Source organism: Paenibacillus sp. strain BS8-2, assembly GCF_054483835.1.
Genome location: NZ_CM137010.1, coordinates 4,255,742 through 4,277,616 on the forward strand (window position 1 = coordinate 4,255,742; position 21,875 = coordinate 4,277,616).

Sequence of the window (21,875 nt, forward strand, 5' to 3'; positions counted from 1 at the left end):
TCATGGAAGCCCGGATCGATACTATTAAGCAGCAATTACAATCTCAGGGCTACAAGCTAACCCCGCAACGTGAAGCGACGGTACGCGTGCTGCTAGAGAACGAAGAAGACCATCTCAGCGCCGAAGATGTGTTCATGCTGGTGAAGGATAAAGCTCCTGAAATCGGCTTGGCCACCGTCTATCGGACACTTGAGCTCTTGAGTGACATGCACGTTGTTGAGAAGTTGAATTTCGGCGATGGCGTGGCTCGATACGACTTGCGCGCGGACAATAGCAAACATCATCATCATCATCTCATCTGCGTACAATGCGGCAACATGGAAGAAATCAAGGAAGATTGGTTGCTGCCGCTTGAAGAACGACTAGAGAATGAATATGAATTTTTTGTCGTGGATCACCGGCTCGACTTCCAAGGTGTCTGCAGACGTTGCCAGGATAAGAACGACAATCCCAAATAATTTCAGAAGGCTTTGTCATCCATAGTTGTGGATGGCAGAGCCTTTTCTTAATTCTGATCATGTATAAGTTCGTTCAGCTTGATGTGCAGAATTCCTGTTACCGACCCGGACGCTTGCCTAATAATACGCATACACATAATTTAAGCTCATGCTGGAAATGGTACGCTTGAGGATGTATGTTCAGGAGGCGAAGGCAAGATGAGAATCGGTGTGCCCAAAGAGATCAAGCAAAGCGAATATCGTGTAGCGTTGACACCGGCAGGTGTTACGATGCTTACTGCTGCTGGCCACGAAGTAATCGTCGAAACGAATGCAGGAGAAGGCAGCGGCTTCATTGATGAGGATTATAGTCGTGAAGGTGCGAGCATTACGAATGACCCTGCCGAGGTGTGGGGCGCAGAAATGGTTATTAAAGTAAAGGAACCGCTGCACGAAGAATTTAAGTATTTTCATGATGGTTTGATTCTGTTCACTTACCTGCACCTTGCTGCTGCTCCCGAGCTGACGAAGGCGCTAATGGATAGTGGAGTAACCTCTATTGCATACGAAACCATTCAGCTGCCGAACGGTAGTTTGCCATTGCTCATCCCGATGAGCGAAGTAGCCGGTCGAATGTCCGTACAGGTCGGCGCACAGTTTCTTGAAGCGTTCCATGGCGGACGTGGGGTGCTGCTTGGCGGTGTCCCTGGAGTTCCTCCAGCGGAGGTCGTCGTGATCGGTGGTGGCATTGTAGGGACGAATGCGGCGCGTATGGCGCTGGGATTAGGGGCTAACGTCGTCATTATCGAACGAAGTGCAGAACGCATGCGTTATCTGGACGAAGTGTTCGAAGGCAGAATCCGCACGTTGATGTCAAGTCCGTACCATATTGCAGAAGCGGTCAGTCATGCGGATCTTGTTATTGGAGCTGTCTTGATACCTGGTGCCAAGGCGCCGCATTTAGTTACAGAGCAAATGGTGGAGCGGATGAAGAAAGGCGCCGTCATCGTAGACGTTGCAGTCGATCAAGGCGGCTCGATCGCCACAGTGGATCGACCAACAACCCATAAGGATCCGATTTACGTAAAACACGGTGTTGTTCATTATGCCGTCGCCAATATCCCTGGAGCGGTTCCCAGAACGTCGACGTTCGCCTTAACGAATGTCACGACGCCATATGCGCTCGAGCTGGCCAGCAGAGGCTGGGATGCTGTTAGACAAAGCGTACCGTTGCAGAAGGGTGTAAACACCCATGCAGGCAAACTGATGAATCAGCCGGTTGCGCATGCGACCGCGCTCCCTTATACACCAATCGATAAGTGGCTGGAGAGCATCTCGTATGATCGATTAGAGCCATAATGTTTCTAGAACTACAGACATATCGGGATAAACCTCTTCATATGGTGGTACGAACAGCTCTTGCGCGCTAATCAACAAGATGGGTTAACGTGCGAGAGCGTTCGGATGAAGGGGGTAACAAGTATGGTTGTTTCATTTAAGGGCTGGCTGAGCAAGATGTTGTTTCTTCTAATCTTTGTCGTGCTGCTGCTCATTGCTTCCGGCGGATACAGATGGTTGCTTGAGGTTGTATCGCCCATTTCTCCGTACAGCAAGCCGAAAGGTGAGGCTCTTAAGGTGCTGCAACAGGAGTCTGCGTCCCCAGAAGGGGGGAACTCGGCTGATCGACTTCGCTGGTTTTATTGGTACGGTGAATAAATTTTCGGTAACCTCGGGCATCCCTGAGGCGATTCTCATATCGAAAAAGAAGGAAAAAGCGCGATGGATGTTGAATCTGATGAATGTCCACCAAGCATGCTGCGGCAATAGTGAAAGGAAGTTACGAATTGAAAGCTCAATTGGAACAATATACAGGGTATCTGAGGCACGAGAGAGGATTGTCCCTTAATTCCGTTGCCTCATACGAACGGGATCTTCATTCGTGTTACTTGTATTGCGAGGAAACCGGCATCGATACATGGGAAGATGTTCAACGGCATCATCTAGCGACATACATACACAAGCTAAAGGAAAATGGCTTGAAGGCAGCTACTATCTCTCGCCGCATCGTTGCCGTGCGCGCATTTTTCCACCATTTGCTATTAAACGGTGTAATCGTGCGGGATCCTTCCATTTATTTGGAGGCGCCAAAGCTCGAGAGACGAGCGCCAAAGGTTTTGTCCGTCGATGTAACTAGCGCGTTGTTAGATTCGCCAAAGACAGACAGCGCAGCTGGAAAAAGAGACAAGGCGATGCTGGAATTATTGTATGCCACCGGCATACGCGTCTCCGAGATCGTAGCGTTGAATGTGGAACATCTTCATCTTGCTCTGGGATATATTGCTTGTACAGGCAGCGGTATGAAGGAGCGGATTGTTCCATTCGGCAGTCATGCAGTTGCTGCGCTCGAGAATTATATGTCCGAAGGAGGCCGCAGCGCGCTCCTGACCGGTCGTGAGCCGGATTCGGCGTTATTCTTAAATCATCTTGGGACAAGGATGACGCGACAAGGGTTCTGGAAATTAATTAAGAAATATGCCAAAGAAGCAAATATTCAAGAAGAGATAACACCGCATACGCTGCGACATTCCGTCGCTTCTCACTTGCTTGACGGCGGTGCAGATGCCAAGACGGTGCAGGAACTGCTTGGTCATGCCGATATCGCGACTACGCTCAAATATACCCAAAGTTCAAAATTAAGGCTTAAGGATGTTTACCTCGGAGCACATCCGCGCGCCTAACGACGAGAGGATCGACAGCATATGAAATTTGAACGGATTGCCGTTATCGTTCTTGACAGTGTCGGCATTGGAGAATTACCAGATGCCGCGGAGTTTGGGGATACTGGCTCGCATACCCTTGGCCACATTGCCAGAGAGGTTCCCAGTATGGAGTTGCCCAATTTACGAAAGTTAGGACTCGACCGGATTGCTCCAATCCACGATTGGCAGCCAAGCCATGATTCAGCAAAGGCCTATTACGGCAAAATGGGGGAAACCTCAGTAGGCAAAGATACGATGACAGGACATTGGGAGCTTATGGGCTTAAAGCTAACGGTTCCGTTCCAAACCTTCCCGGATGGATTCCCGCCCGAGCTGATCGGCCCCTTCGAGGAGCGTACGGGACGTAAGGTGATCGGGAACAAACCAGCTAGCGGAACTGAAATATTGGACGAGCTGGGCGAGGAGCAGATGAACAGCGGGGCTTGGATCGTTTATACCTCCGCTGATAGCGTCTTCCAGATTGCCGCGCATGAGGACGTAATCCCGCTGGATGAGCTGTACCGAGCTTGTGAGATCGCCAGAGAACTGACAATGGATAGCCGCTTTACAGTTGGACGTGTTATCGCGCGTCCTTACCTGGGTGAGCCGGGCAGCTTCAAACGGACGCCTAATCGGCATGATTACGCCGTAAAGCCGCCGCAGCCAACCGTTCTTGACGGACTTAAAGCGGGAGGTTATGAGGTTCGCTCCATTGGCAAAATATCGGATATTTTCGATGGGGAAGGCATTACGACTTCACAACCGACTCAAAGCAACGCGGACGGAATTCGCCGTACGATCGAGACACTTAATGATTCATTCAGCGGTTTGATATTTACCAATCTGGTTGATTTTGACTCCTTATATGGACATCGCCGGGATCCGCATGGATACGCTCTGGCACTCCAAGAATTTGATGCGGCTCTTCCTGATATTCTCAGCAGGATCGGGGAAACGGATCTGCTTGTCATTACTGCGGACCATGGTAACGACCCTACACATCCAGGTACGGATCATACGCGTGAATATGTGCCGATCTTGCTATACAGCCCGGCATTTCAGACGCCTGATGCGCTGCCGGTTAGAGAGACATTCTCCGATCTGGGCGCGACAATCGCCGACAACTTCGGGACAACGGCGCCTCCTAACGGCAGCAGCTTCTTATCTGAGCTCGAGCTCGGCAAATGATGATTGGAATGTTGCAGGATAAACGACTCTGATTGATGAAAATACAAGGCAAGATGAAAGAATACGTTCCACATTTAGGAGGAGACAAACCATGAATCAATTAACGAATGCGCATATTCAGGAAGCCGCATCTTATATTCGCGAGAAAACCAGCTTGACGCCTGAGATCGGCTTAATTATGGGATCGGGCCTTGGTGTTCTGGGTGACCATATCGAAGAGCCTGTTGTTATTGCTTACCACGATATCCCTCACTTCCCAATTTCTACAGTCGAAGGCCATGCCGGAGAGCTTCTGATCGGTAAATTGTCTGGCAAAGCAGTCGTCTTAATGCGCGGTCGCTTCCATATGTACGAAGGATATGGGCCAGAGCTTACAGCTTTCCCGGTACGTGTCATGAAGGCGCTCGGCGTAACATCGCTGCTTGTAACCAATGCCGCAGGAGGAATCAACCTCGCATTTGCTTCTGGCAACTTGATGTTGATCTCCGATCATATCAACTTAACTGGACGTAATCCGCTTATCGGTCCGAATGATGAAGAGCTTGGCGTTCGTTTCCCGGATATGTCTGAGGCATACAGCAAGCGGCTGCGCGCTGCAGCCAAAGAAATTGCCCATAATCAAGGCTTTGCATTGCAAGAAGGCGTCTATGTCGGGTTAACGGGACCTTCGTATGAAACGCCTGCCGAGATTCGGATGCTGCGTACGCTTGGCGCAGATGCTGTCGGAATGTCGACTGTCGCGGAAGTCATTGCAGCTCGTCATTCGGGGATCGAAGTGGTAGGTATTTCGTGTATTACGAACATGGCGTCTGGCATTCTAGATCAGCCGTTGTCCCACGAGGAAGTGATGGAGACTGCTGAGCGAGTCAAGTCCCAGTTTCTGGGTCTTGTGACGGCGTTAATTACAGCGATGTAGCCAGGTTTGTAACACAATTGTAATATTCGGGTCGACTCATTGTGACAGTATTTGATGATGTGGTCGTCGTATAATGTCCATGATCATAGAATGATGGAGTGGAAAAATCATGGACAAGTTGTTATTGGAGCTTGAGAAGCTTCGCTGTGAGATGGTAGAGGCGGCTTTGCAGGAGCAAGATCTTATGCATCAGGACGTACTCGTATTGAGCCAGTCGCTCGACGAGATTATCGTGCAGGTGCAATCGGAACGTCTCCATCATTATAGGAGCCGTGCGTTATACAGATCGAGCTAAAGAGGGCATACAGATGGCGTATACAAAAAGGAGGCTCTCATGCGGGCAGTCGATTTGATACACAAAAAAAGAGATGGCGGAGAACTAAGCTCCGCGGAGATTGCTTTCCTCATTGAAGGGTATAACCAAGGCCAAATCGCAGACTATCAAATGTCGGCATGGGCAATGGCCGTATTCTATCAGGGGATGACTGAACAAGAAACAGCTGCGTTGACGCTTGCGATAGCGGAGTCGGGCGACAAGATCGACTTATCTCCAATCCGAGGAGTCAAGGTTGATAAACATAGCACGGGTGGTGTCGGCGACAAAACAACGCTCATTATCGGACCACTCGTTGCATCACTAGGTGTTCCCGTCGCCAAGATGTCAGGTCGTGGTCTCGGACATACTGGAGGGACGGTCGACAAGCTGGAGTCAATTGCCGGCTTCCAGACGGAACTGTCCCGTGAACAATTTATTGCGCAAGTAAATGAGATCGGATTATCTGTTATCGGGCAAAGCGGGGACTTGGCGCCAGCCGACAAGAAGCTGTATGCACTGAGAGATGTTACAGCAACAGTAGAATCCATCCCATTGATTGCAAGCTCCGTCATGAGTAAGAAAATTGCTGCGGGAGCCAATGCGATTGTGTTAGATGTCAAAACAGGCAGCGGAGCGTTCATGAAGACGCAGGCAGATGCAGAGCGGCTTGCTTCTGCTATGGTTGGGATCGGAACCGCGGTCGGACGGCAAACAGCGGCCATTATTAGCGACATGGATCAACCGCTTGGCTACGCCATCGGTAATTCGCTTGAGGTAGCTGAAGCAATTGCAACATTGAAGGGGCAAGGACCTCAAGATCTAACGGAGTTATGTTTGGTATTAAGCGCTCAGATGGTCATGCTTGGCGGCGCGGCTGCTTCGATCGAGGAAGCGAAGGAGATGCTTCGCGCTCAGCTCCATAACGGTGAAGCGCTTAAGAAGCTCAAAGCGTTTGTTGAAGCACAAGGCGGAGACGGCAATATGATCGATGATCCGGACAAGCTGCCCCAAGCTCCGACAAGGCTGGAGGTAACGTCAGTCGAAAGCGGTTATGTTGCTGCTATTGAAGCAGAGCAACTAGGACTCGCTGCGATGGTGTTAGGAGCCGGCCGAGCGACGAAGGAAGCCGAGATAGATTATGCGGTCGGTCTCGTTCTGCACAAGAAGGTCGGCGAACCAGTAAGGGAAGGCGACACGCTCGCTACACTGCATATACGTGCAGACAATGACGATGTCATTGACGTGATAAGTCGAGTACGCGGCGCATACCGGGTCGAGGCGGAACAGCCTGCGCCAAAACCACTTTTGTTAGCCGTTGTCACGGCAGAGGGCATTACCAGAATGGAGCAATAGCTCGAAGACAATAACCGTCGATTCGCTACACAAGCGATCGGCGGTTTTTTGCTGAGCTGGGTCAAATAGGAATAATTTCCTCTCCGAATGTTAACACTGAAAAGGAAAATAGTACCGACAATCATCCAGGAGGGACCAATCGTTGAAAACTCGATTCGCTTCAATTCTCGCACTAACATTGACCTTGGCGCTTATGCTGCCTGTAATCGCATCAGCAGAGGAAGGGACGGCTACGGTCGATCTAGCGCCCTCTGCCCGCTCTGCCATATTGATGGACGCCGACAGTGGCACCGTCATCTTCGAGAAGAATAGTCATGATCAGCTACCGCCGGCCAGTATCACCAAAATAATGACGTTATTGCTCATCATGGAGGCACTGGATAACGAACAGCTGAAGCTGACAGATAAGGTCAGCACAAGCGAATACGCTGCTTCGATGGGCGGATCGCAAATTTTTCTCGAGCAAGGCGAAGAAATGTCGGTCGACGACATGATCAAAGGAATCGCGCTAGCTTCGGGGAATGACGCATCCGTTGCGATGGCAGAGAAGCTAGGTGGCACTGAGGCGAACTTCGTTGCAATGATGAATGCAAAAGCGCAGGAGTTAGGCATGAAGGATACACATTTTGTAAATCCGAATGGACTTCCAGTGCAAGGTCATTATTCGTCTGCGCATGATATTGCCGTCATGTCCCGAGAGCTTCTTAAGCATCAGGAAGTGACGAAGTATACCGGCTTGTATCAGGATTATCTTCGTAAGTCGTCCGAGAAACCCTTTTGGCTTGTCAATACGAATAAACTAGTTCGTTTCTACAGTGGAGCGGACGGTCTTAAGACCGGATACACCAGCGAGGCCAAATATTGTTTGTCAGCTACGGCGAAACGCGACGATATGAGAGTCATCGCTGTCGTGATGGGCGAACCTACGACCAAGCAACGTAATGTCGAGGTGTCGCAGATGTTCGACTACACCTTCGCGCAATATATGAATTACTCTGTGCTGGAGTCTGGTGATGGTATTGGTACGCTGAAGATCGAAAAAGGTATGACATCCGAATTGCCGCTCATCGCAGATCGTCCTTACAGCGTTTTGTTGAAGAAAGGTTCTGCAACCAAGGATATCCGTTATGAACTAAAGCTGGACGATAACGTCAAAGCACCGATTCAAGCGGGAGATTCTGTAGGTAAGCTGGTCATCTATGATGGCGAACAAGTGGTGAAGGAATATAACGTTACCTCACCGGAGGACATCGCGAAGGCGAATTGGTGGAAGATGTTCAAACGATCTGCGACCAGTTTGTTCCGCTAACCGTTTCAATCACGCAGCTTAAGTGTGATTATAATCACCGCGCTTTTTGTCACCTCCTAGCGGTATGCTTCTAGTTTTGTCGGCGTGCAGGAATTCATTGCTGGCCTGTTGAATCCCTTGTTCTATCTCGGCTATTGCATCTATGCAACAATGACTGTGAGGAGATGAGGAGCGCTTATGAGTCTGCAAATCGAATTGGAGCATTATCGCAACGTGTTGATTGTCCGGCTGTATGGCGAGCTTGACCATCATACGGCTAACGTCGTTCGATTCAAGATGGAGGAGGCCCTCCTGAAGGATCAAGTGAACCATGTCATTCTGAGCCTCAAAGAGCTGCAGTTCATGGACAGCTCCGGACTCGGCGTCATCTTGGGACGCTACAAGCAAGTGAAAAACAAAGGCGGCAAGATGGTCGTCTGCGACATCAATCCGGGCGTGAAAAGGCTGTTCGAGCTGTCCGGACTGTTCAAGATTATATCGGTTCACGACAACGAGAGGAACGCGATATCGAGTCTGGAGGTGGTGTCATGACAGGCAACAACGCTATGAAGCTGACATTTAGCGCCCGCTCAGAGAATGAGGCGTTCGCGCGAGTATCCGTTGCATCTTTCGTCGCTCAACTCGACCCTACGCTGGAAGAGTTAAACGATCTCAAAACCGCAGTATCCGAAGCTGTAACCAATGCGATCATCCACGGCTATGATAACGATCCTAGCCGCGAGGTAACCATTGAAGTCAATATTGATCGCGATACCGTCTCGATCGTTATATCGGACGAAGGCAACGGTATCGAGGATGTGGAGCTTGCAAGGCAGCCACTGTACACATCCAAGCCCGATCTCGAACGTTCGGGAATGGGGTTCACCATCATGGAGAATTTTATGGACCATTTTGAAGTGGCGAGCAGAGTAGGCGGAGGAACCCGTGTCGCGATGCTCAAGCGGATCGAATCAAAAAAAGCGCTCTATAATTAGAGCATAGGGGGCACGGCCTCATGGATGTCGGAATGAAGCAAACAGCCCAGCCATATTTGGACGATGCCGAAGTGAAACGTTTGATCGCGCTGAGCCAATCCGGGGATACTGTAGCACGGGATACGCTGGTAGGGTGTAATATCCGCCTTGTCTGGTCTGTCGTCCAGCGCTTCATGAATCGAGGGTACGAACCGGAGGACTTGTTCCAAATCGGCTGTATCGGGCTTCTTAAATCAGTGGACAAATTTGACCTTTCGTACGATGTGAAATTTTCGACGTACGCCGTGCCGATGATCATCGGGGAGATTCAACGATTCCTTCGTGATGATGGCACGCTTAAGGTCAGCCGCTCCCTCAAGGAGACAGCAAATAAGGTCCGCAAGATGAAGGATGAGCTATCGAAGACGATGGGCAGACTTCCAACAATCAATGAAGTAGCGGAAGCGCTTGGTATTACGCCGGAGGATGTTGTATTCGCTCAGGAAGCCAACAAACCCCCTACGTCGATTCACGAGACTGTCTTCGAAAACGACGGCGATCCGATCACGCTCATGGACCAGATCGCAGATGAGTCGCAGGAGCGTTGGTTCGATAAGCTAGCTCTCGAAGAAGCTATTGAAGGGTTGAGCGAACGCGAGCGTCTAATCGTGTTTCTGAGATATTACAGGGACAAGACGCAATCTGAAGTGGCAAGCAGGCTGGGTATCTCACAAGTTCAAGTGTCGCGGCTGGAGAAGAAAATTTTGCAATCAATCAGGGATCAAATCGCTCAATAGCGGTTTGGTCCTTTTTTTTGTTTGAAATTGGCTGAGTATCCTAATCCTTCGTAATCCATACTAACAGAGAAAGAGGATGACTACCTGAGGCATGTTGGTAGGCAGAAGGGATGAGCATGCGATGGGCGAGAGAAGCCAATCCGTTATCTATCTGCGTCTGAAAAAAAGAATATACATCAAACCTTTTCACACCGTTACGTTAGGTCAGGTTGCAAGGCTGCTTACAGACGAGGATACGTTGCAGCAGAAGCTGTCTGCGCTTCCGCTCTACGAACATCGTAAGGAGGATGGCAACCGGGTTGTTATCGATCTTCTGCAGATTGTCGAACGAATACGTCGTGAGGCGATGGGGGTGTCTGTAGAGGCGTATGGGGATCCCCAAGTGTTGATCATGGTGGCTGACAAGCCGGTCAAGCCAAGGTATGTCATGCTTATTCTGGCGTGGCTGCTGTTGTTCTTTGGCGCGGGACTCGCGATTATGAATTTCCATACGGATGTCAGCATGAAGGAGGTACATATCCGGATCGTCGAGCTGATTACGGGTGAAAAGGTAGATCATCCGTTATGGTTTCAGATTCCTTATTCGCTCGGAATAGGTCTCGGCATGATATTGTTCTTTAACCATATCTTCCGTAAACGGTTCAATGAAGAACCGAATCCGCTTGAGGTTGAGCTGTATATGTATCAGGAAAATATGAATGCTTATGTCATCGCGGATGAGATTCGCAAACAAGCAGATTACGATCAGATCCACGAAAGCGGCGTTCGGAATGATTAAGTTTACGGAACATTTGTTTATCGCTGTGTTGGGTCTAGCGGGCGGTCTAGCTGTCGGAAGCGGGCTGGTGGCGTTGTTGATCGTTTTTGATCTCGTTCCAAGACTGGCTCAGCTTTCACGGGGATTTCGAATGTCGGCTTGGTTCGAATCGGCCATTGTATGCGGATCCTTGTATTGGACATTCGCCGACTTTATGGACTGGAGACTCAAGCTCTCTCCAGCATTGGCATTGACGGGATCAGGTCTGCTGACCGGTATGTTCGTCGGGATGCTGGCCGCCGCTCTGACTGAGGTTATGAATGTGCTTCCGATCTTAGCCAAGCGATTGGGTTTGTCCGCGTATATGATCAGTCTGGTGATGGCGATGGTTATCGGCAAGACGATCGGCTCTTTGTTTGATTGGCTCGTTTTTCAGTGGTAGGCGGTAGTAACAAGCGCGCGTTTTGACTACATTCATTGAGGTGAAGTGACTTATGGCGGATATGGAGCAAGACAAGTCAAGCGGTAAAGACCAGGGAGAAGAAGGTGTGATGGCTTTTTTGACCGATCGGGATCAAGAGGAACAATCATTCCGTCACCAGGAAAAAGATAAGGGGAAAGGAGAGGAGAAGCAGAAGTCCGAATCAGGCATGGATAAAGGCATGGATAAAGAAGCGCAAGACGAGGTGATCTCGTCTGGCGGGCAGAAGTGGAATGAGCAGAAAACGTCAAATCAGCCGATACCAAGAGCGCTTGAAGATGTGTTGAAGAAGCTGGAAGTCGACATGGGCTACAAAACGAGCTTCGATATCGTCGTAAGAGAAATGACCTTTGGTGACAAACGAACCGCGTTGTTCTGTCTCAATGGTTTGTCTAAGGATGATCTCTTGACGGAAGTGCTCAAGCGTCTAACGTATCTTCATCCCGAAGATCTAAGCAGTGACGCTGTTCACGCTTTTGTCGATCTATATGTGCCTGCGGCTCAGGTTGATAAGGAAAAAGATTGGGACAAACTGATCAATAGCGTCCTTGCAGGCGGTTCGGCGCTGTTCATTGACGGCGAGGATGTTGCGCTCAAGATCGATGCCAAAAACTTGCCGGCGCGCGGACTGGAGGAGCCGTCGCTTGAGAAGGTTGTCCGAGGCAGCAGAGACGGCTTTATCGAGACGCTGATGGTCAATATTTCGCTGGTGCGCAGAAGACTGCGTGATCCAAAGCTGCGTTATGAGCTTATTCAGATCGGCGAGCGAACCAAAACGGATGTGTGTATCGCGTACATCGATGATATCGTGGACAAAAAGCTGCTGAAATCGATCAAAGAGAAAGTTTCAAAGGTGAAGGTGGACGGCTTGCCGCTTGCGGATAAGCAGCTAGAAGAAGCAACGATCAAGCGGGGCTGGAGCCCGTTCCCGCTTGTGAGATACTCAGAGCGTCCTGACACGGTAGCATCCCATTTGCTCGAGGGCTCCGTCGCTGTTTTTGTGGATACATCGCCTAGTGTCATGACGATGCCCACTACGTATTTCGACCTTATGCAGCATGCAGAAGAGAATAGACAGACGCCGTTTATCGGCACTTATCTGCGTTGGGTCAGATTTATAGGCGTGTTTGCTTCGTTGTTTATGCTGCCTCTGTGGCTCTTGTTCGTCATGCATCCCGAATTCAAGCCGGTGATGCTCGAGTTTCTCGGACCGAACAAGACAGGCAAAATACCATTGTACGTTCAATTCTTGCTTGCTGAGATCGGTATTGATCTTATGAGGATGGCTTCAGTACACACGCCTTCATCGCTTGCAACTGCGATGTCGTTGGTCGCGGCCATCTTGATCGGCGATATCGCCGTGCAGACCGGGGTGTTCGTCAATGAAGTTATTCTATATATGGCGATCGCTGCAATCGGGATGTTCGCCACGCCAAGCTATGAGCTTGGGCTAGCCAACCGGATTGTACGACTTGTTCTGCTTACCGCAGTCGCCGCATTCAGCGTTCCAGGGCTTGTGATTAGCACGACGGTTATCATGCTGATGCTGACGATGGAGCGCTCCATGAATCGTCCATATCTGTGGCCGCTTATACCGTTTGATGCAAGAGCGATTTACAATATCATTGTTCGTCAACCGCTGCTTTATAATCGCAAACGTCCCAACAATCTTCGACCACAGCAAGTGGACAAGATGCCGCAGACCGAATAGCAGGTGCGAAAATACAAATGAAATGCGAATTTATCCATTTCAGATGCGGCGTAATTGCGTTATACTGATGCCATAAGATGCAAATCATATCCGTATTCCCGCAAGGGGGCGGAAGAAAGCCGAGGGGAAAATATATGTATCTGCATGGTACTAGTACAATTAACGCGCAAGGTCATCTAGAAATTGGAGGGCGTGACGTCGCCGATCTGGCGAAGGAATACGGAACGCCGTTATATATTGTGGACGAAACGTTGGTTCGTCAGCGCGCAAGAGAATACGTAGAAGCGTTCAAAGCATCTGGCCTCAAGTTCCAAGTTGCTTACGCAAGCAAGGCGTTCAGTGTGATGGCAATGTGCGCGATCGCAGAACAAGAAGGTCTGTCGCTTGACGTTGTTTCTGACGGCGAGCTGTACACAGCGCTTCAAGCTGGTTTCCCGGTCGAGCGTATCCACTTCCATGGCAATAACAAGACGCCGGAAGAGATCGAGATGGCGCTGGAAGCGGGCATCGGATGTTTTGTTGTGGACAACTTCCACGAGCTCGAGCTGCTTAATGCAATTGCCGGCGAGCAAAGCAAGAAAGTAAATATATTGCTTCGTATTACGCCTGGCGTAGAAGCACATACACATGATTATATCTCGACGGGTCAACAGGATTCGAAGTTTGGTTTCGATCTTGGTAATGGCGCTGCGAAACAAGCGATTGAGCAAGCAATCAGCTTGCCGAACCTTGAAGTGCTAGGCGTTCATTCGCATATCGGCTCCCAAATCTTCGAGGTAGAAGGTTTCCGTATGGCTGTGGACAAGGTTGCTCAATTCGCGGTTGCAATCCGCGCGGAGCTTGGCCTTACGTTCAAGGTGATCAATCTTGGCGGCGGCTTCGGCATTCGCTACGTAGAAGGCGACACACCGTTGCCAATCAGCGAGTATGTAGAAGCAATTACAGGTGCGATCAAATCGAACTTCTCGGCAGCGGACTTCCCGCTTCCTGAAATTTGGGTAGAGCCGGGCCGGAGTATGGTCGGCGATGCAGGCACTACGCTTTATACGGTTGGGACAAGCAAAAATATTCCAGGCGTTCGCAAATATATCGCAGTTGACGGCGGTATGACGGATAATCCGCGTCCGGCACTTTATCAATCTCGCTATGAGGCGATTTTGGCGAACCGCGCCAATGACGCTGTCGAAGAAACGGTATCGATCGCAGGCAAGTGCTGCGAGAGCGGCGATATGCTGATCTGGGATCTTGAACTTCCGAAAGCTGAGAGCGGCGATCTTCTGGCTGTGTTCTGTACAGGCGCTTATAACTACGCGATGGCGAGCAACTACAATCGGATTCGTCGTCCAGCAGTTGTATTCGTGAAAGATGGTCATGCGGATCTCGTTGTAAAACGTGAATCTCTGGATAATATTGTATGCAACGACCTTATTCCGGCAAGACTTCAGAAATCCCCCCTTGCGAAATAAGGGCGGAATTGGTAATGTAGTCTCATTCGGATATAAGAAAGGTAGATGAAATCATGGCAAAACAAGCGAAAATTAAATTGGCAAGCGGCGGAGAGGTTGTCCTTGACCTGTTCGACCAGGATGCTCCCAATACGGTAGCGAACTTTGAGAAATTGACGAACGAAGGTTTCTACAATGGTCTTACATTCCACCGCGTTATTCCTGGATTCGTAGCGCAAGGCGGCTGCCCTGTTGGCAACGGCACAGGCGGTCCTGGTTACCAAATTAATTGCGAAATCAATCCTAACAAACATGAGCGCGGAACTCTTGCAATGGCTCACGCTGGCCGCAACACAGGTGGCAGCCAGTTCTATATCTGCTATCAGCCGCAGCCGCATCTGGATGGCGGACATACCGTATTCGGCAAAGTGACGAAGGGTATGGAGTTTGTTGACGCGCTTAAAGGCGGAGACAAAATGGAATCGGTCGAAATTACGAACGTATAGGACTAGCCTTCCTAGACGCAGGATACCGCCAAACGTTAATGGTTTGGCGGTATTTTTTGAATGTTATGATTTATGGGGTTGGACACTTTGATGGACTTGGATTCATGACAAACATCTTGCTTTTTCAAGGATCGAGTGGTACGATTTCAACATTATATTGATAACATTAACAATGCTTTCCTTCGGGGCAGGGTGAAATTCCCAACCGGCGGTGATCGAAATTCGATAACGAGCAGTCAACTTGCAACGTATCGATTTTCGTTAGTCCGTGACCCGGATCGTGTCTCACAAGAGATCGATGCGGTGGACCTGGTGTAATTCCGGGACCGACAGTATAGTCTGGATGGGAGAAGGAAAAGCTTCGGCAGTTGTTGTTTGTTTATGTAGGCTTCTTTGTGCAACCTTTCACAAGGGTGTTTATTAAGCAATGCAACGAAAGAGTACGGTGTTTCGTCCAGGCGCTGCTTGTTGGATTAGCGTGCCATGATTCGAAAGCCCGTAGTCTTGTTTCGTCGTCGTTTTTCTATTGCGTTTCCCATCCCCCTGTCGGCGAGTGTTGCCGTTTGGGGGATTTTTTGTGATGATATCAGACGTGCTTAACGATGAGTATTACATGACGCTTGCGTTAGATATAGCGGCCAAAGCGGCGGGTCAAACGGAGATCAATCCCGTTGTTGGCTGTGTCGTCGTGAAAGGAGGCCGCATTGTCGGGATCGGAGCGCATCTGAGACGAGGCGAAGGACATGCCGAAGTACATGCGCTTCAGATGGCGGGTGCAGACGCGGAAGGCGCCACCGTGTATGTGACGCTCGAACCATGTAGTCATTACGGAAAGACGCCCCCGTGCTGCGAACGCATCATTGAAGCTAAGGCAGCAAGAGTTGTAGTTGCTGCATCAGACCCCAATCCGAAGGTTGCGGGCAGTGGCATCGCCAGATTAAGACAACAAGGCATTCAGGTGGATATAGGTTTGTTGGAAGATAGATCCGTGCTAATGAACGAGAAGTTTAATACATTCATAACGACAGGAATGCCATTCGTTACACTCAAGACAGCCAGTACGCTGGATGGCAAAGTTGCCAGCCGCACCGGTCACAGTCAGTGGGTGACGGGATCCGTCGCGAGAGAACAGGTACATCTCCTGCGACATCAGCATCAAGGCATTATGGTCGGAATCGGCACGATCCTTGCGGATGATCCCTTGTTGACGACGAGGACGGCGACCAGTGGATTGCATCCTGCTCGTATCGTAGTGGATTCCAGATTAATCTTGCCTTTGGATGCAAGAGTGGTTGTCGACAAATCGGCACCAACGATTGTATTAACGACAGAAGCAGCCAATGAAGACAAGCGACGGATGCTTCAGACGGAAGGCGTTGAGATTCTGATTTGTGGCGCGGGGACGGCTGTGGATCTGAAATCAGGTTTGCGTCAGCTCGCGGAGCGCGAGATTGGCTCCATCCTGCTCGAAGGCGGTGGCAAGCTTAATGGCTCTATGCTGCAGGCGGAATTAATTCATAAAGTGATTATGTATATGGCTCCCAAACTGATTGGCGGCGATGAATCACCGCAGAGTTTCCGTTTCGCCGGCCGAGAGCTTATGAGCGACGCGATAGCCTTAGAGAAGCTTCAAGTCGAGATGGCAGGAACAGATATTCGAATCACGGGATATCCCGTCTACAACAAATAAGAGAGGGGGAATATCATGTTTACGGGATTGGTTGAAGAAGTGGGGCGGATGCGGAATGTTTATCGACAAGGAGAAGCTATGAAGCTGACAATTGGCGCGACAATGGTGACACAAGGTGTAGCCTTAGGCGACAGTATCGCAGTTAATGGAGTCTGTTTGACAGTCACTTCTTTTGACGGAGCATCCTTTACCGCTGATGTTATGCCGGAAACATACAGGAGGTCATCCCTCTATACACTAAGGCCTGGCGATCCGATTAACCTGGAGCGAGCTATGATGGTTGGATCCAGATTTGGCGGGCATATTGTTCAAGGCCATGTCGACGGTACAGGCAAAGTGGTTTCCAGACATGTGGATGCTAACGCAGTCATGTTCACGATAACCACTGACGATCCTGATCTCATGCGATATGTCATACCGAAGGGCTCTATCACGGTAGATGGCATTAGTCTGACGGTTGTAGCAACGACGGAAGCCGGACTTACAGTTTCCATCATCCCGCATACACTTGCAGAGACGGCGCTTGCTGTACGCCAGCCTGGCGATATGGTCAACCTGGAGAGCGATATTATCGGCAAATATGTGGATCATTTGCTCCGATATCGGAGTGCGGCGCCAGAGGCAATTGCGCCCAAATCAAGTTTGACTGCTGATTATTTGACGAAACACGGATTTATGTGAGAATGGATGATTTGCCTTTAACATTGAGGGAGGGAAACCGATGAATAGAGAGAATGGTAGCTTCGATAGCATTGAAGATGCGTTAGCGGATTTAAAACAAGGTCGCCCTGTCATTGTTGTAGATGATGAAGATCGTGAAAACGAAGGCGACTTGATCGTGTTAGCAGATAAGGCTACCCCGGAAGTCATCAATTTTATGATTACAGAAGCGCGTGGGCTTGTGTGCGTGCCAATTACGCAAGAACGCGCGGAAGAGCTTGATCTTCCGCCTATGGTCGCCCATAATACGGATTATCACGGAACTGCGTTTACCGTGTCGATTGACCATAATTCGACTACGACTGGTATCTCGGCTTATGAGCGTTCGTTGTCTGTCAAAGCTCTGATTGATCCGAGTGCCAAGGCAACTGACTTCCGCAGACCTGGTCATATTTTTCCGCTCATTGCCAAAGCTGGTGGCGTGTTGCGCCGTACTGGACATACAGAAGCAGCAATCGATCTTGCCGTGTTATGTGGTTCCAGTCCTGCAGCAGCGATCTGCGAAATCATCAAGGAAGATGGAACGATGGCAAGGCTGCCGGATTTGGAGGAGTTCAAGCGCAAACATGGTCTGAAGCTCATTACGATTCAGGAGCTCATTCGTTACCGTAACGAAAAGGATAAGTTGGTTGAACGTGTCGTGGAGGTTGCGATGCCAACAGATTTTGGCGAATTCCGTGCTATCGCATACACGAATGAAGTAGATGACAAAGAACATGTAGCGCTGGTTAAAGGTGTAATTCAGCCTGGTGAGCCGCTGCTTGTGCGCGTACACTCCGAATGTTTGACCGGTGATGTGTTCCATTCGCATCGTTGTGACTGCGGACCTCAGCTTGAGGCAGCCTTGAGACAAATCAGCGAAGCTGGCAGCGGCGTATTGTTGTATATGCGCCAAGAAGGCAGAGGCATTGGTTTAATTAACAAGCTGAAGGCGTATGCGCTGCAAGAGCAAGGACTCGACACTGTAGAAGCGAACGTCAAACTTGGCTTTGCTCCTGATTTGCGCGAGTATGGCATCGGAGCTCAAATTCTGAAGGACCTCGGCGTCTCCAAGATGCGTCTGCTAACAAATAATCCACGCAAAATTCGCGGGTTAGAAGGCTACGGTATCGAAGTGGTCGAGCGAGTGCCAATTCAGATGGAAGCCAATGATAACAATCGCAGCTATTTGCGGACGAAACGATCGAAGTTAGGTCATCTACTGCGTCCGGATGGACTGGAGCAACAGCCGGCATCCGAACAACCAACTGACAGCCAGGTATAAGTTAGGCAACACAACATAAAAGAAACCCGAGAGGATGAATGAGTAATGGCAAAGGTATATGAAGGACACTTAGTATCACAAGGCTTAAAATATGGTGTAGTTGTGGGTCGATTCAATGAGTTTATCAGCGGTAAGCTGCTGAGCGGAGCACTTGACGCGTTCAAACGTCATGGGGCAAATGATGATGATGTTGAAGTGGCTTGGGTGCCAGGCGCATTCGAAATTCCACTCATCGCACAGAAGATGGCGGAAAGCGGGAAATATGATGCAGTTATTACGCTTGGTGCGGTGATTCGTGGTTCAACTCCACATTTTGATTATGTATGTAACGAAGCAGCCAAAGGTGTAGCTTCCATCGCGCTCAAGACAGGCGTGCCTACGATATTTGGCGTGTTGACAGTCGACTCTATCGAACAAGCGATTGAACGTGCCGGTACGAAAGCGGGCAACAAAGGTTACGAAGCGGCTGTAAGTGCCGTAGAGATGGCGAATTTGACGAAACAGCTGCAAGGATAAGCAACAGCTGCATACTTCGGGAGGTCACGCTAGTGTCTGTGCTTTACAAGCTTGAATCTTTTGAAGGACCGCTGGATTTGCTGCTTCATCTGATCGATAAGTCGGAGATCGATATCCATGAGGTATCCATAAGCGAAATTACGATTCAGTATATGGAGTATTTGGATGCCATGATGGAACTCGAACTTGATGTAACCAGCGAGTTCCTAGTCATGGCAGCAACGCTGCTCGCCATCAAGAGCAAGCAATTGCTGCCAAAGCCGCCGGTATTCGAAGAGGATTACGGTGATTGGTACGAGGATGATGGAATCGACTCCAGAGATGAGCTGATCCAGAAGCTGATCGAATACAAAAAGTTTAAACAAATTGCGGAACAATTGAGGGAAAAGGAATTCGAGCGCAGTCTTGTGTTCTCTCGAGAACCGGAGGACATGACGCCCTTCTTGTTGGAAGAGAAGGTTAATCCGCTTGAAGGGCTTCATGTTTCCGATCTCGTCGCTGCCTTTCAGAGAGCGCTCCGCAAGGCCGCTCGACGGAATGTCATTGCTACTATTCAACGGGACGAAATATCCGTGAAGGATCGAATTCAGGATATTGTCGAAGTGCTTCGCCAGTTCGAGACGGTCCGCTTCTCCAAGCTGATTAGGGAGAATATGGACAAACACGAGATCGTCGTTACCTTCCTAGCGATATTAGAGCTCATGAAGATGAAGCATATAAGGTGTTTCCAGCATGGACTCTTTGACGACATCGTCATTCACTGGAGAGGAGAATCGAGCAGCGATGGAATTTCAGAAATTGAAGTCGATTATTGAAGGATTATTATTCATGGCGGGAGACGAAGGTTTGACGAAACGTCAGCTCGCCGATATTATGCAGCTGGATGCCGATTTTGCGGCAGAGCTGGTATACGACTTGCAGCGTGATCTGGAGCGGGAAGAACGAGGCGTGCAAATTACGGAAGTAGCCGCCGCGTACCGCATGACCACTCATCCGGACCACGCACCGTATTTCGAAAGAATGGCGTATACACCTACACGTTCTCAGCTGTCTCAAGCGGCGCTTGAAACGTTGTCGATCGTCGCATACCGGCAACCGATAACCAGAATCGACATCGAGGAAATAAGGGGCGTCAAGAGTGATCGAGCGATCCACTCTCTTGTATCCAAGGATTTGATCGAGGAAGTCGGCAGAGCAGAGGCTATTGGTCGACCGATTCTATACGGAACAACGAAATCATTTCTTGATTATTTTGGATTGCCGTCGATCAAGGAACTACCGGAGCCGAAGCAGGTTGATTTGGATGACGCGCTCGATGAGCAAACGCAGCTATTGTTCGAACGGCTTGACAGCCGCCAGATGACAATAGAAGAATTAAAAGAAGATGAAGTATGAAGTTGATCCGCTCTAGCCAATACTATGTTCAGCCTATATTTGGGAATGGAGGACCGTTTGTATGTTTTCTCACCCGTATGGTTGGATGTTGGCGGGCGGATTTTTTTTTATTTTGCTGATCGTAGCGGTATGCTCCTCGAAGGTTATCATTTATGGGCATATCAAAAGAGTCGGCAGCGACGATGATTCGGAGGTCCGGATCCGGGGGTTATTCGGCTTAATGCAGATCAAATACAAAATCCCGTTTGCAACGATAGATGGGATGTCGATCAAGCTGCAGAATGAAGTAAGTATGAATAACGCGGGAATGGGTTCGAAAAAAGAATTTAAAGACGAAATTAATCCGGACAAGGTAATGACCGTATTGGACAAGTTGAAGCAGGTACTGGCATTGACAAGAGATTTGACGGGCTGGTTCAAAAAAACCTTGAACAAGGTGCAATTGACGGAATGGAAATGGTCAACCTCTATCGGTACAGGTGATGCTATGTGGACCGCTATGGCTACTGGCGCAATCTGGTCCGTGCAATCCTCGGTACTTGGTATATTGTCTCAAGTCGTACAAGTGAAAGCAGAGCCTTGGATGGAAGTTCAGCCTATCTTCAGTCGTTCTGCGTTCGTTACGGAGTGGTCGTGTATAGCTCAAATCCGGTTCGGTTATGCTATCCTTGCCGGAATGCAGCTACTGCTCCGCGTCAAGAAAACGAAAGGAGGCGTTCATGCATGGCAGAACATCCTATCCAAGGCCTAATGCAAACCGCAATGGAAAATATCAAGGAAATGGTGGATGTCAATACGATAGTTGGCGATCCTGTCCAGACTCCGGACGGCAGTATTATTATGCCGATCTCAAAGGTAGGTTTCGGCTTTGTCGCCGGCGGCAGTGATATCCGCTTTGATTCTCAGGATCAACATCAAAACGGAGGCGCCAAGGACGCTCATAACGCACAAGTAGCAATGCCATTCGGCGGCGGAAGCGGCGGCGGTGTTTCGATTACGCCGATCGCATTCCTCGTTGTTGGCACGCAAGGTGTAAAGATCGTTCCGCTCGACAATCAGACACATCTGATGGAGCGTATCATCGACTCTGCGCCTGGCGTATTCGATAAAATTCAAACGATGATCAAACGGAACAGCAATGCGAATGGGTCAAGCGATTACGTCAATTCGGCTACGATACTGGATGATGTCCAGGATACTTCGCACTATAATGGCTGATGCCAGAGAAACAACAGACTGCCCGCAAGGGCAGTTTTTCTATTTTTAACGGCATATGGCTCGTCTACACGGCGCCGTACAAGCATATACTATGCCGAGGAAGGAAATCGGTTTATTTCGGTTCCTTAACATTAACATCCACAA

The 21,875-nt window shown here is 49.5% G+C and carries 25 protein-coding genes and 1 riboswitch; all 25 genes read left to right on the top strand.

Annotated features, from left to right (window positions below; translation table 11 throughout):
- Window positions 1-2: 2 nt before the first annotated feature.
- A complete protein-coding gene (fur, locus tag ACX1C1_RS18180) occupies window positions 3-458 on the top strand; it encodes a ferric iron uptake transcriptional regulator (protein WP_458953591.1) in 456 nt (151 codons plus the stop codon).
- A 198-nt stretch (window positions 459-656) separates the two neighbouring features.
- A complete protein-coding gene (ald, locus tag ACX1C1_RS18185) occupies window positions 657-1,796 on the top strand; it encodes an alanine dehydrogenase (RefSeq protein WP_458953592.1) in 1,140 nt (379 codons plus the stop codon).
- 123 nt (window positions 1,797-1,919) lie between these two features.
- Complete coding sequence (locus tag ACX1C1_RS18190; RefSeq protein WP_458953593.1) at window positions 1,920-2,153, top strand: DUF4227 family protein; 234 nt, start codon at window positions 1,920-1,922, stop codon at window positions 2,151-2,153.
- A gap of 128 nt (window positions 2,154-2,281) precedes the next feature.
- Entirely contained in the window at window positions 2,282-3,175 is an 894-nt protein-coding gene (gene xerD / locus ACX1C1_RS18195) for a site-specific tyrosine recombinase XerD (RefSeq protein WP_458953594.1), read from the top strand.
- A gap of 21 nt (window positions 3,176-3,196) precedes the next feature.
- On the top strand, window positions 3,197-4,384 hold the full coding sequence (deoB, locus tag ACX1C1_RS18200) for a phosphopentomutase (protein ID WP_458953595.1): 1,188 nt from the start codon (window positions 3,197-3,199) through the stop codon (window positions 4,382-4,384).
- Window positions 4,385-4,475: 91 nt separating this feature from the next.
- The gene (locus tag ACX1C1_RS18205) at window positions 4,476-5,300 is read left to right on the top strand and encodes a purine-nucleoside phosphorylase (RefSeq protein WP_458953596.1); all 825 of its coding nucleotides are present in this window, start codon (window positions 4,476-4,478) and stop codon (window positions 5,298-5,300) included.
- A 109-nt stretch (window positions 5,301-5,409) separates the two neighbouring features.
- Complete coding sequence (locus ACX1C1_RS18210; protein ID WP_458953597.1) at window positions 5,410-5,595, top strand: aspartyl-phosphate phosphatase Spo0E family protein; 186 nt, start codon at window positions 5,410-5,412, stop codon at window positions 5,593-5,595.
- Between the two features lie 39 nt (window positions 5,596-5,634).
- Complete coding sequence (locus ACX1C1_RS18215) at window positions 5,635-6,969, top strand: pyrimidine-nucleoside phosphorylase (RefSeq protein WP_458953598.1); 1,335 nt, start codon at window positions 5,635-5,637, stop codon at window positions 6,967-6,969.
- A gap of 142 nt (window positions 6,970-7,111) precedes the next feature.
- Complete coding sequence (locus tag ACX1C1_RS18220; protein ID WP_458953599.1) at window positions 7,112-8,278, top strand: D-alanyl-D-alanine carboxypeptidase family protein; 1,167 nt, start codon at window positions 7,112-7,114, stop codon at window positions 8,276-8,278.
- A gap of 177 nt (window positions 8,279-8,455) precedes the next feature.
- Entirely contained in the window at window positions 8,456-8,809 is a 354-nt protein-coding gene (gene spoIIAA, locus ACX1C1_RS18225; RefSeq protein ID WP_458953600.1) for an anti-sigma F factor antagonist, read from the top strand.
- Window positions 8,806-9,252 (top strand): anti-sigma F factor, encoded by a 447-nt coding sequence (gene spoIIAB, locus ACX1C1_RS18230; RefSeq protein WP_458953601.1) that lies wholly within the window; start codon window positions 8,806-8,808, stop codon window positions 9,250-9,252. The genes spoIIAA and spoIIAB overlap by 4 nt, the downstream gene beginning before the upstream one ends.
- Before the next feature lie 20 nt (window positions 9,253-9,272).
- Window positions 9,273-10,028: an RNA polymerase sporulation sigma factor SigF gene (sigF, locus tag ACX1C1_RS18235; RefSeq protein WP_458953602.1), complete on the top strand. Its 756-nt coding sequence runs from the start codon at window positions 9,273-9,275 to the stop codon at window positions 10,026-10,028.
- 91 nt (window positions 10,029-10,119) lie between these two features.
- Window positions 10,120-10,806: a stage V sporulation protein AA gene (locus ACX1C1_RS18240; protein WP_458953603.1), complete on the top strand. Its 687-nt coding sequence runs from the start codon at window positions 10,120-10,122 to the stop codon at window positions 10,804-10,806.
- Window positions 10,799-11,227 (top strand): stage V sporulation protein AB, encoded by a 429-nt coding sequence (locus tag ACX1C1_RS18245; RefSeq protein WP_458953604.1) that lies wholly within the window; start codon window positions 10,799-10,801, stop codon window positions 11,225-11,227. The genes ACX1C1_RS18240 and ACX1C1_RS18245 overlap by 8 nt, the downstream gene beginning before the upstream one ends.
- Before the next feature lie 61 nt (window positions 11,228-11,288).
- Complete coding sequence (locus ACX1C1_RS18250) at window positions 11,289-12,977, top strand: spore germination protein (protein ID WP_458957716.1); 1,689 nt, start codon at window positions 11,289-11,291, stop codon at window positions 12,975-12,977.
- A gap of 134 nt (window positions 12,978-13,111) precedes the next feature.
- A complete protein-coding gene (gene lysA / locus ACX1C1_RS18255; RefSeq protein WP_458953605.1) occupies window positions 13,112-14,443 on the top strand; it encodes a diaminopimelate decarboxylase in 1,332 nt (443 codons plus the stop codon).
- 53 nt (window positions 14,444-14,496) lie between these two features.
- Entirely contained in the window at window positions 14,497-14,928 is a 432-nt protein-coding gene (locus ACX1C1_RS18260) for a peptidylprolyl isomerase (protein WP_458953606.1), read from the top strand.
- 174 nt (window positions 14,929-15,102) lie between these two features.
- A riboswitch (FMN riboswitch) is annotated at window positions 15,103-15,287 on the top strand.
- A gap of 221 nt (window positions 15,288-15,508) precedes the next feature.
- A complete protein-coding gene (ribD, locus tag ACX1C1_RS18265; protein ID WP_458957717.1) occupies window positions 15,509-16,618 on the top strand; it encodes a bifunctional diaminohydroxyphosphoribosylaminopyrimidine deaminase/5-amino-6-(5-phosphoribosylamino)uracil reductase RibD in 1,110 nt (369 codons plus the stop codon).
- 15 nt (window positions 16,619-16,633) lie between these two features.
- Entirely contained in the window at window positions 16,634-17,299 is a 666-nt protein-coding gene (locus tag ACX1C1_RS18270) for a riboflavin synthase (protein WP_458953607.1), read from the top strand.
- A 40-nt stretch (window positions 17,300-17,339) separates the two neighbouring features.
- Window positions 17,340-18,602, top strand: coding sequence for a bifunctional 3,4-dihydroxy-2-butanone-4-phosphate synthase/GTP cyclohydrolase II (locus ACX1C1_RS18275; protein ID WP_458953608.1), 1,263 nt, complete (start codon window positions 17,340-17,342; stop codon window positions 18,600-18,602).
- 45 nt (window positions 18,603-18,647) lie between these two features.
- Complete coding sequence (gene ribH, locus ACX1C1_RS18280) at window positions 18,648-19,118, top strand: 6,7-dimethyl-8-ribityllumazine synthase (protein WP_458953609.1); 471 nt, start codon at window positions 18,648-18,650, stop codon at window positions 19,116-19,118.
- Between the two features lie 32 nt (window positions 19,119-19,150).
- The gene (locus ACX1C1_RS18285) at window positions 19,151-19,933 is read left to right on the top strand and encodes a segregation and condensation protein A (protein WP_458953610.1); all 783 of its coding nucleotides are present in this window, start codon (window positions 19,151-19,153) and stop codon (window positions 19,931-19,933) included.
- Window positions 19,902-20,513: an SMC-Scp complex subunit ScpB gene (gene scpB / locus ACX1C1_RS18290; RefSeq protein ID WP_458953611.1), complete on the top strand. Its 612-nt coding sequence runs from the start codon at window positions 19,902-19,904 to the stop codon at window positions 20,511-20,513. The genes ACX1C1_RS18285 and scpB overlap by 32 nt, the downstream gene beginning before the upstream one ends.
- A 61-nt stretch (window positions 20,514-20,574) precedes the next feature.
- Entirely contained in the window at window positions 20,575-21,264 is a 690-nt protein-coding gene (locus ACX1C1_RS18295) for a DUF2953 domain-containing protein (protein ID WP_458953612.1), read from the top strand.
- Entirely contained in the window at window positions 21,237-21,731 is a 495-nt protein-coding gene (gene ytfJ / locus ACX1C1_RS18300; RefSeq protein ID WP_458953613.1) for a GerW family sporulation protein, read from the top strand. The genes ACX1C1_RS18295 and ytfJ overlap by 28 nt, the downstream gene beginning before the upstream one ends.
- Window positions 21,732-21,875 lie beyond the last annotated feature (144 nt).

Excerpts from the sequence above, each read along its gene's own strand:
- fur (WP_458953591.1), top strand. The coding sequence starts at position 3 with ATGGAAGCCCGGATCGATACTATTAAGCAGCAATTACAATCTCAGGGC.
- ald (WP_458953592.1), top strand. The coding sequence starts at position 657 with ATGAGAATCGGTGTGCCCAAAGAGATCAAGCAAAGCGAATATCGTGTA.
- ACX1C1_RS18190 (WP_458953593.1), top strand. The coding sequence starts at position 1,920 with ATGGTTGTTTCATTTAAGGGCTGGCTGAGCAAGATGTTGTTTCTTCTA.
- deoB (WP_458953595.1), top strand. The coding sequence starts at position 3,197 with ATGAAATTTGAACGGATTGCCGTTATCGTTCTTGACAGTGTCGGCATT.
- ACX1C1_RS18205 (WP_458953596.1), top strand. The coding sequence starts at position 4,476 with ATGAATCAATTAACGAATGCGCATATTCAGGAAGCCGCATCTTATATT.
- ACX1C1_RS18210 (WP_458953597.1), top strand. The coding sequence starts at position 5,410 with ATGGACAAGTTGTTATTGGAGCTTGAGAAGCTTCGCTGTGAGATGGTA.
- ACX1C1_RS18215 (WP_458953598.1), top strand. The coding sequence starts at position 5,635 with ATGCGGGCAGTCGATTTGATACACAAAAAAAGAGATGGCGGAGAACTA.
- spoIIAA (WP_458953600.1), top strand. The coding sequence starts at position 8,456 with ATGAGTCTGCAAATCGAATTGGAGCATTATCGCAACGTGTTGATTGTC.
- spoIIAB (WP_458953601.1), top strand. The coding sequence starts at position 8,806 with ATGACAGGCAACAACGCTATGAAGCTGACATTTAGCGCCCGCTCAGAG.
- sigF (WP_458953602.1), top strand. The coding sequence starts at position 9,273 with ATGGATGTCGGAATGAAGCAAACAGCCCAGCCATATTTGGACGATGCC.
- ACX1C1_RS18240 (WP_458953603.1), top strand. The coding sequence starts at position 10,120 with ATGTTGGTAGGCAGAAGGGATGAGCATGCGATGGGCGAGAGAAGCCAA.
- ACX1C1_RS18245 (WP_458953604.1), top strand. The coding sequence starts at position 10,799 with ATGATTAAGTTTACGGAACATTTGTTTATCGCTGTGTTGGGTCTAGCG.
- ACX1C1_RS18250 (WP_458957716.1), top strand. The coding sequence starts at position 11,289 with ATGGAGCAAGACAAGTCAAGCGGTAAAGACCAGGGAGAAGAAGGTGTG.
- lysA (WP_458953605.1), top strand. The coding sequence starts at position 13,112 with ATGTATCTGCATGGTACTAGTACAATTAACGCGCAAGGTCATCTAGAA.
- ACX1C1_RS18260 (WP_458953606.1), top strand. The coding sequence starts at position 14,497 with ATGGCAAAACAAGCGAAAATTAAATTGGCAAGCGGCGGAGAGGTTGTC.
- ribD (WP_458957717.1), top strand. The coding sequence starts at position 15,509 with ATGATATCAGACGTGCTTAACGATGAGTATTACATGACGCTTGCGTTA.
- ACX1C1_RS18270 (WP_458953607.1), top strand. The coding sequence starts at position 16,634 with ATGTTTACGGGATTGGTTGAAGAAGTGGGGCGGATGCGGAATGTTTAT.
- ACX1C1_RS18275 (WP_458953608.1), top strand. The coding sequence starts at position 17,340 with ATGAATAGAGAGAATGGTAGCTTCGATAGCATTGAAGATGCGTTAGCG.
- ribH (WP_458953609.1), top strand. The coding sequence starts at position 18,648 with ATGGCAAAGGTATATGAAGGACACTTAGTATCACAAGGCTTAAAATAT.
- scpB (WP_458953611.1), top strand. The coding sequence starts at position 19,902 with ATGGAATTTCAGAAATTGAAGTCGATTATTGAAGGATTATTATTCATG.
- ACX1C1_RS18295 (WP_458953612.1), top strand. The coding sequence starts at position 20,575 with ATGTTTTCTCACCCGTATGGTTGGATGTTGGCGGGCGGATTTTTTTTT.
- ytfJ (WP_458953613.1), top strand. The coding sequence starts at position 21,237 with ATGGCAGAACATCCTATCCAAGGCCTAATGCAAACCGCAATGGAAAAT.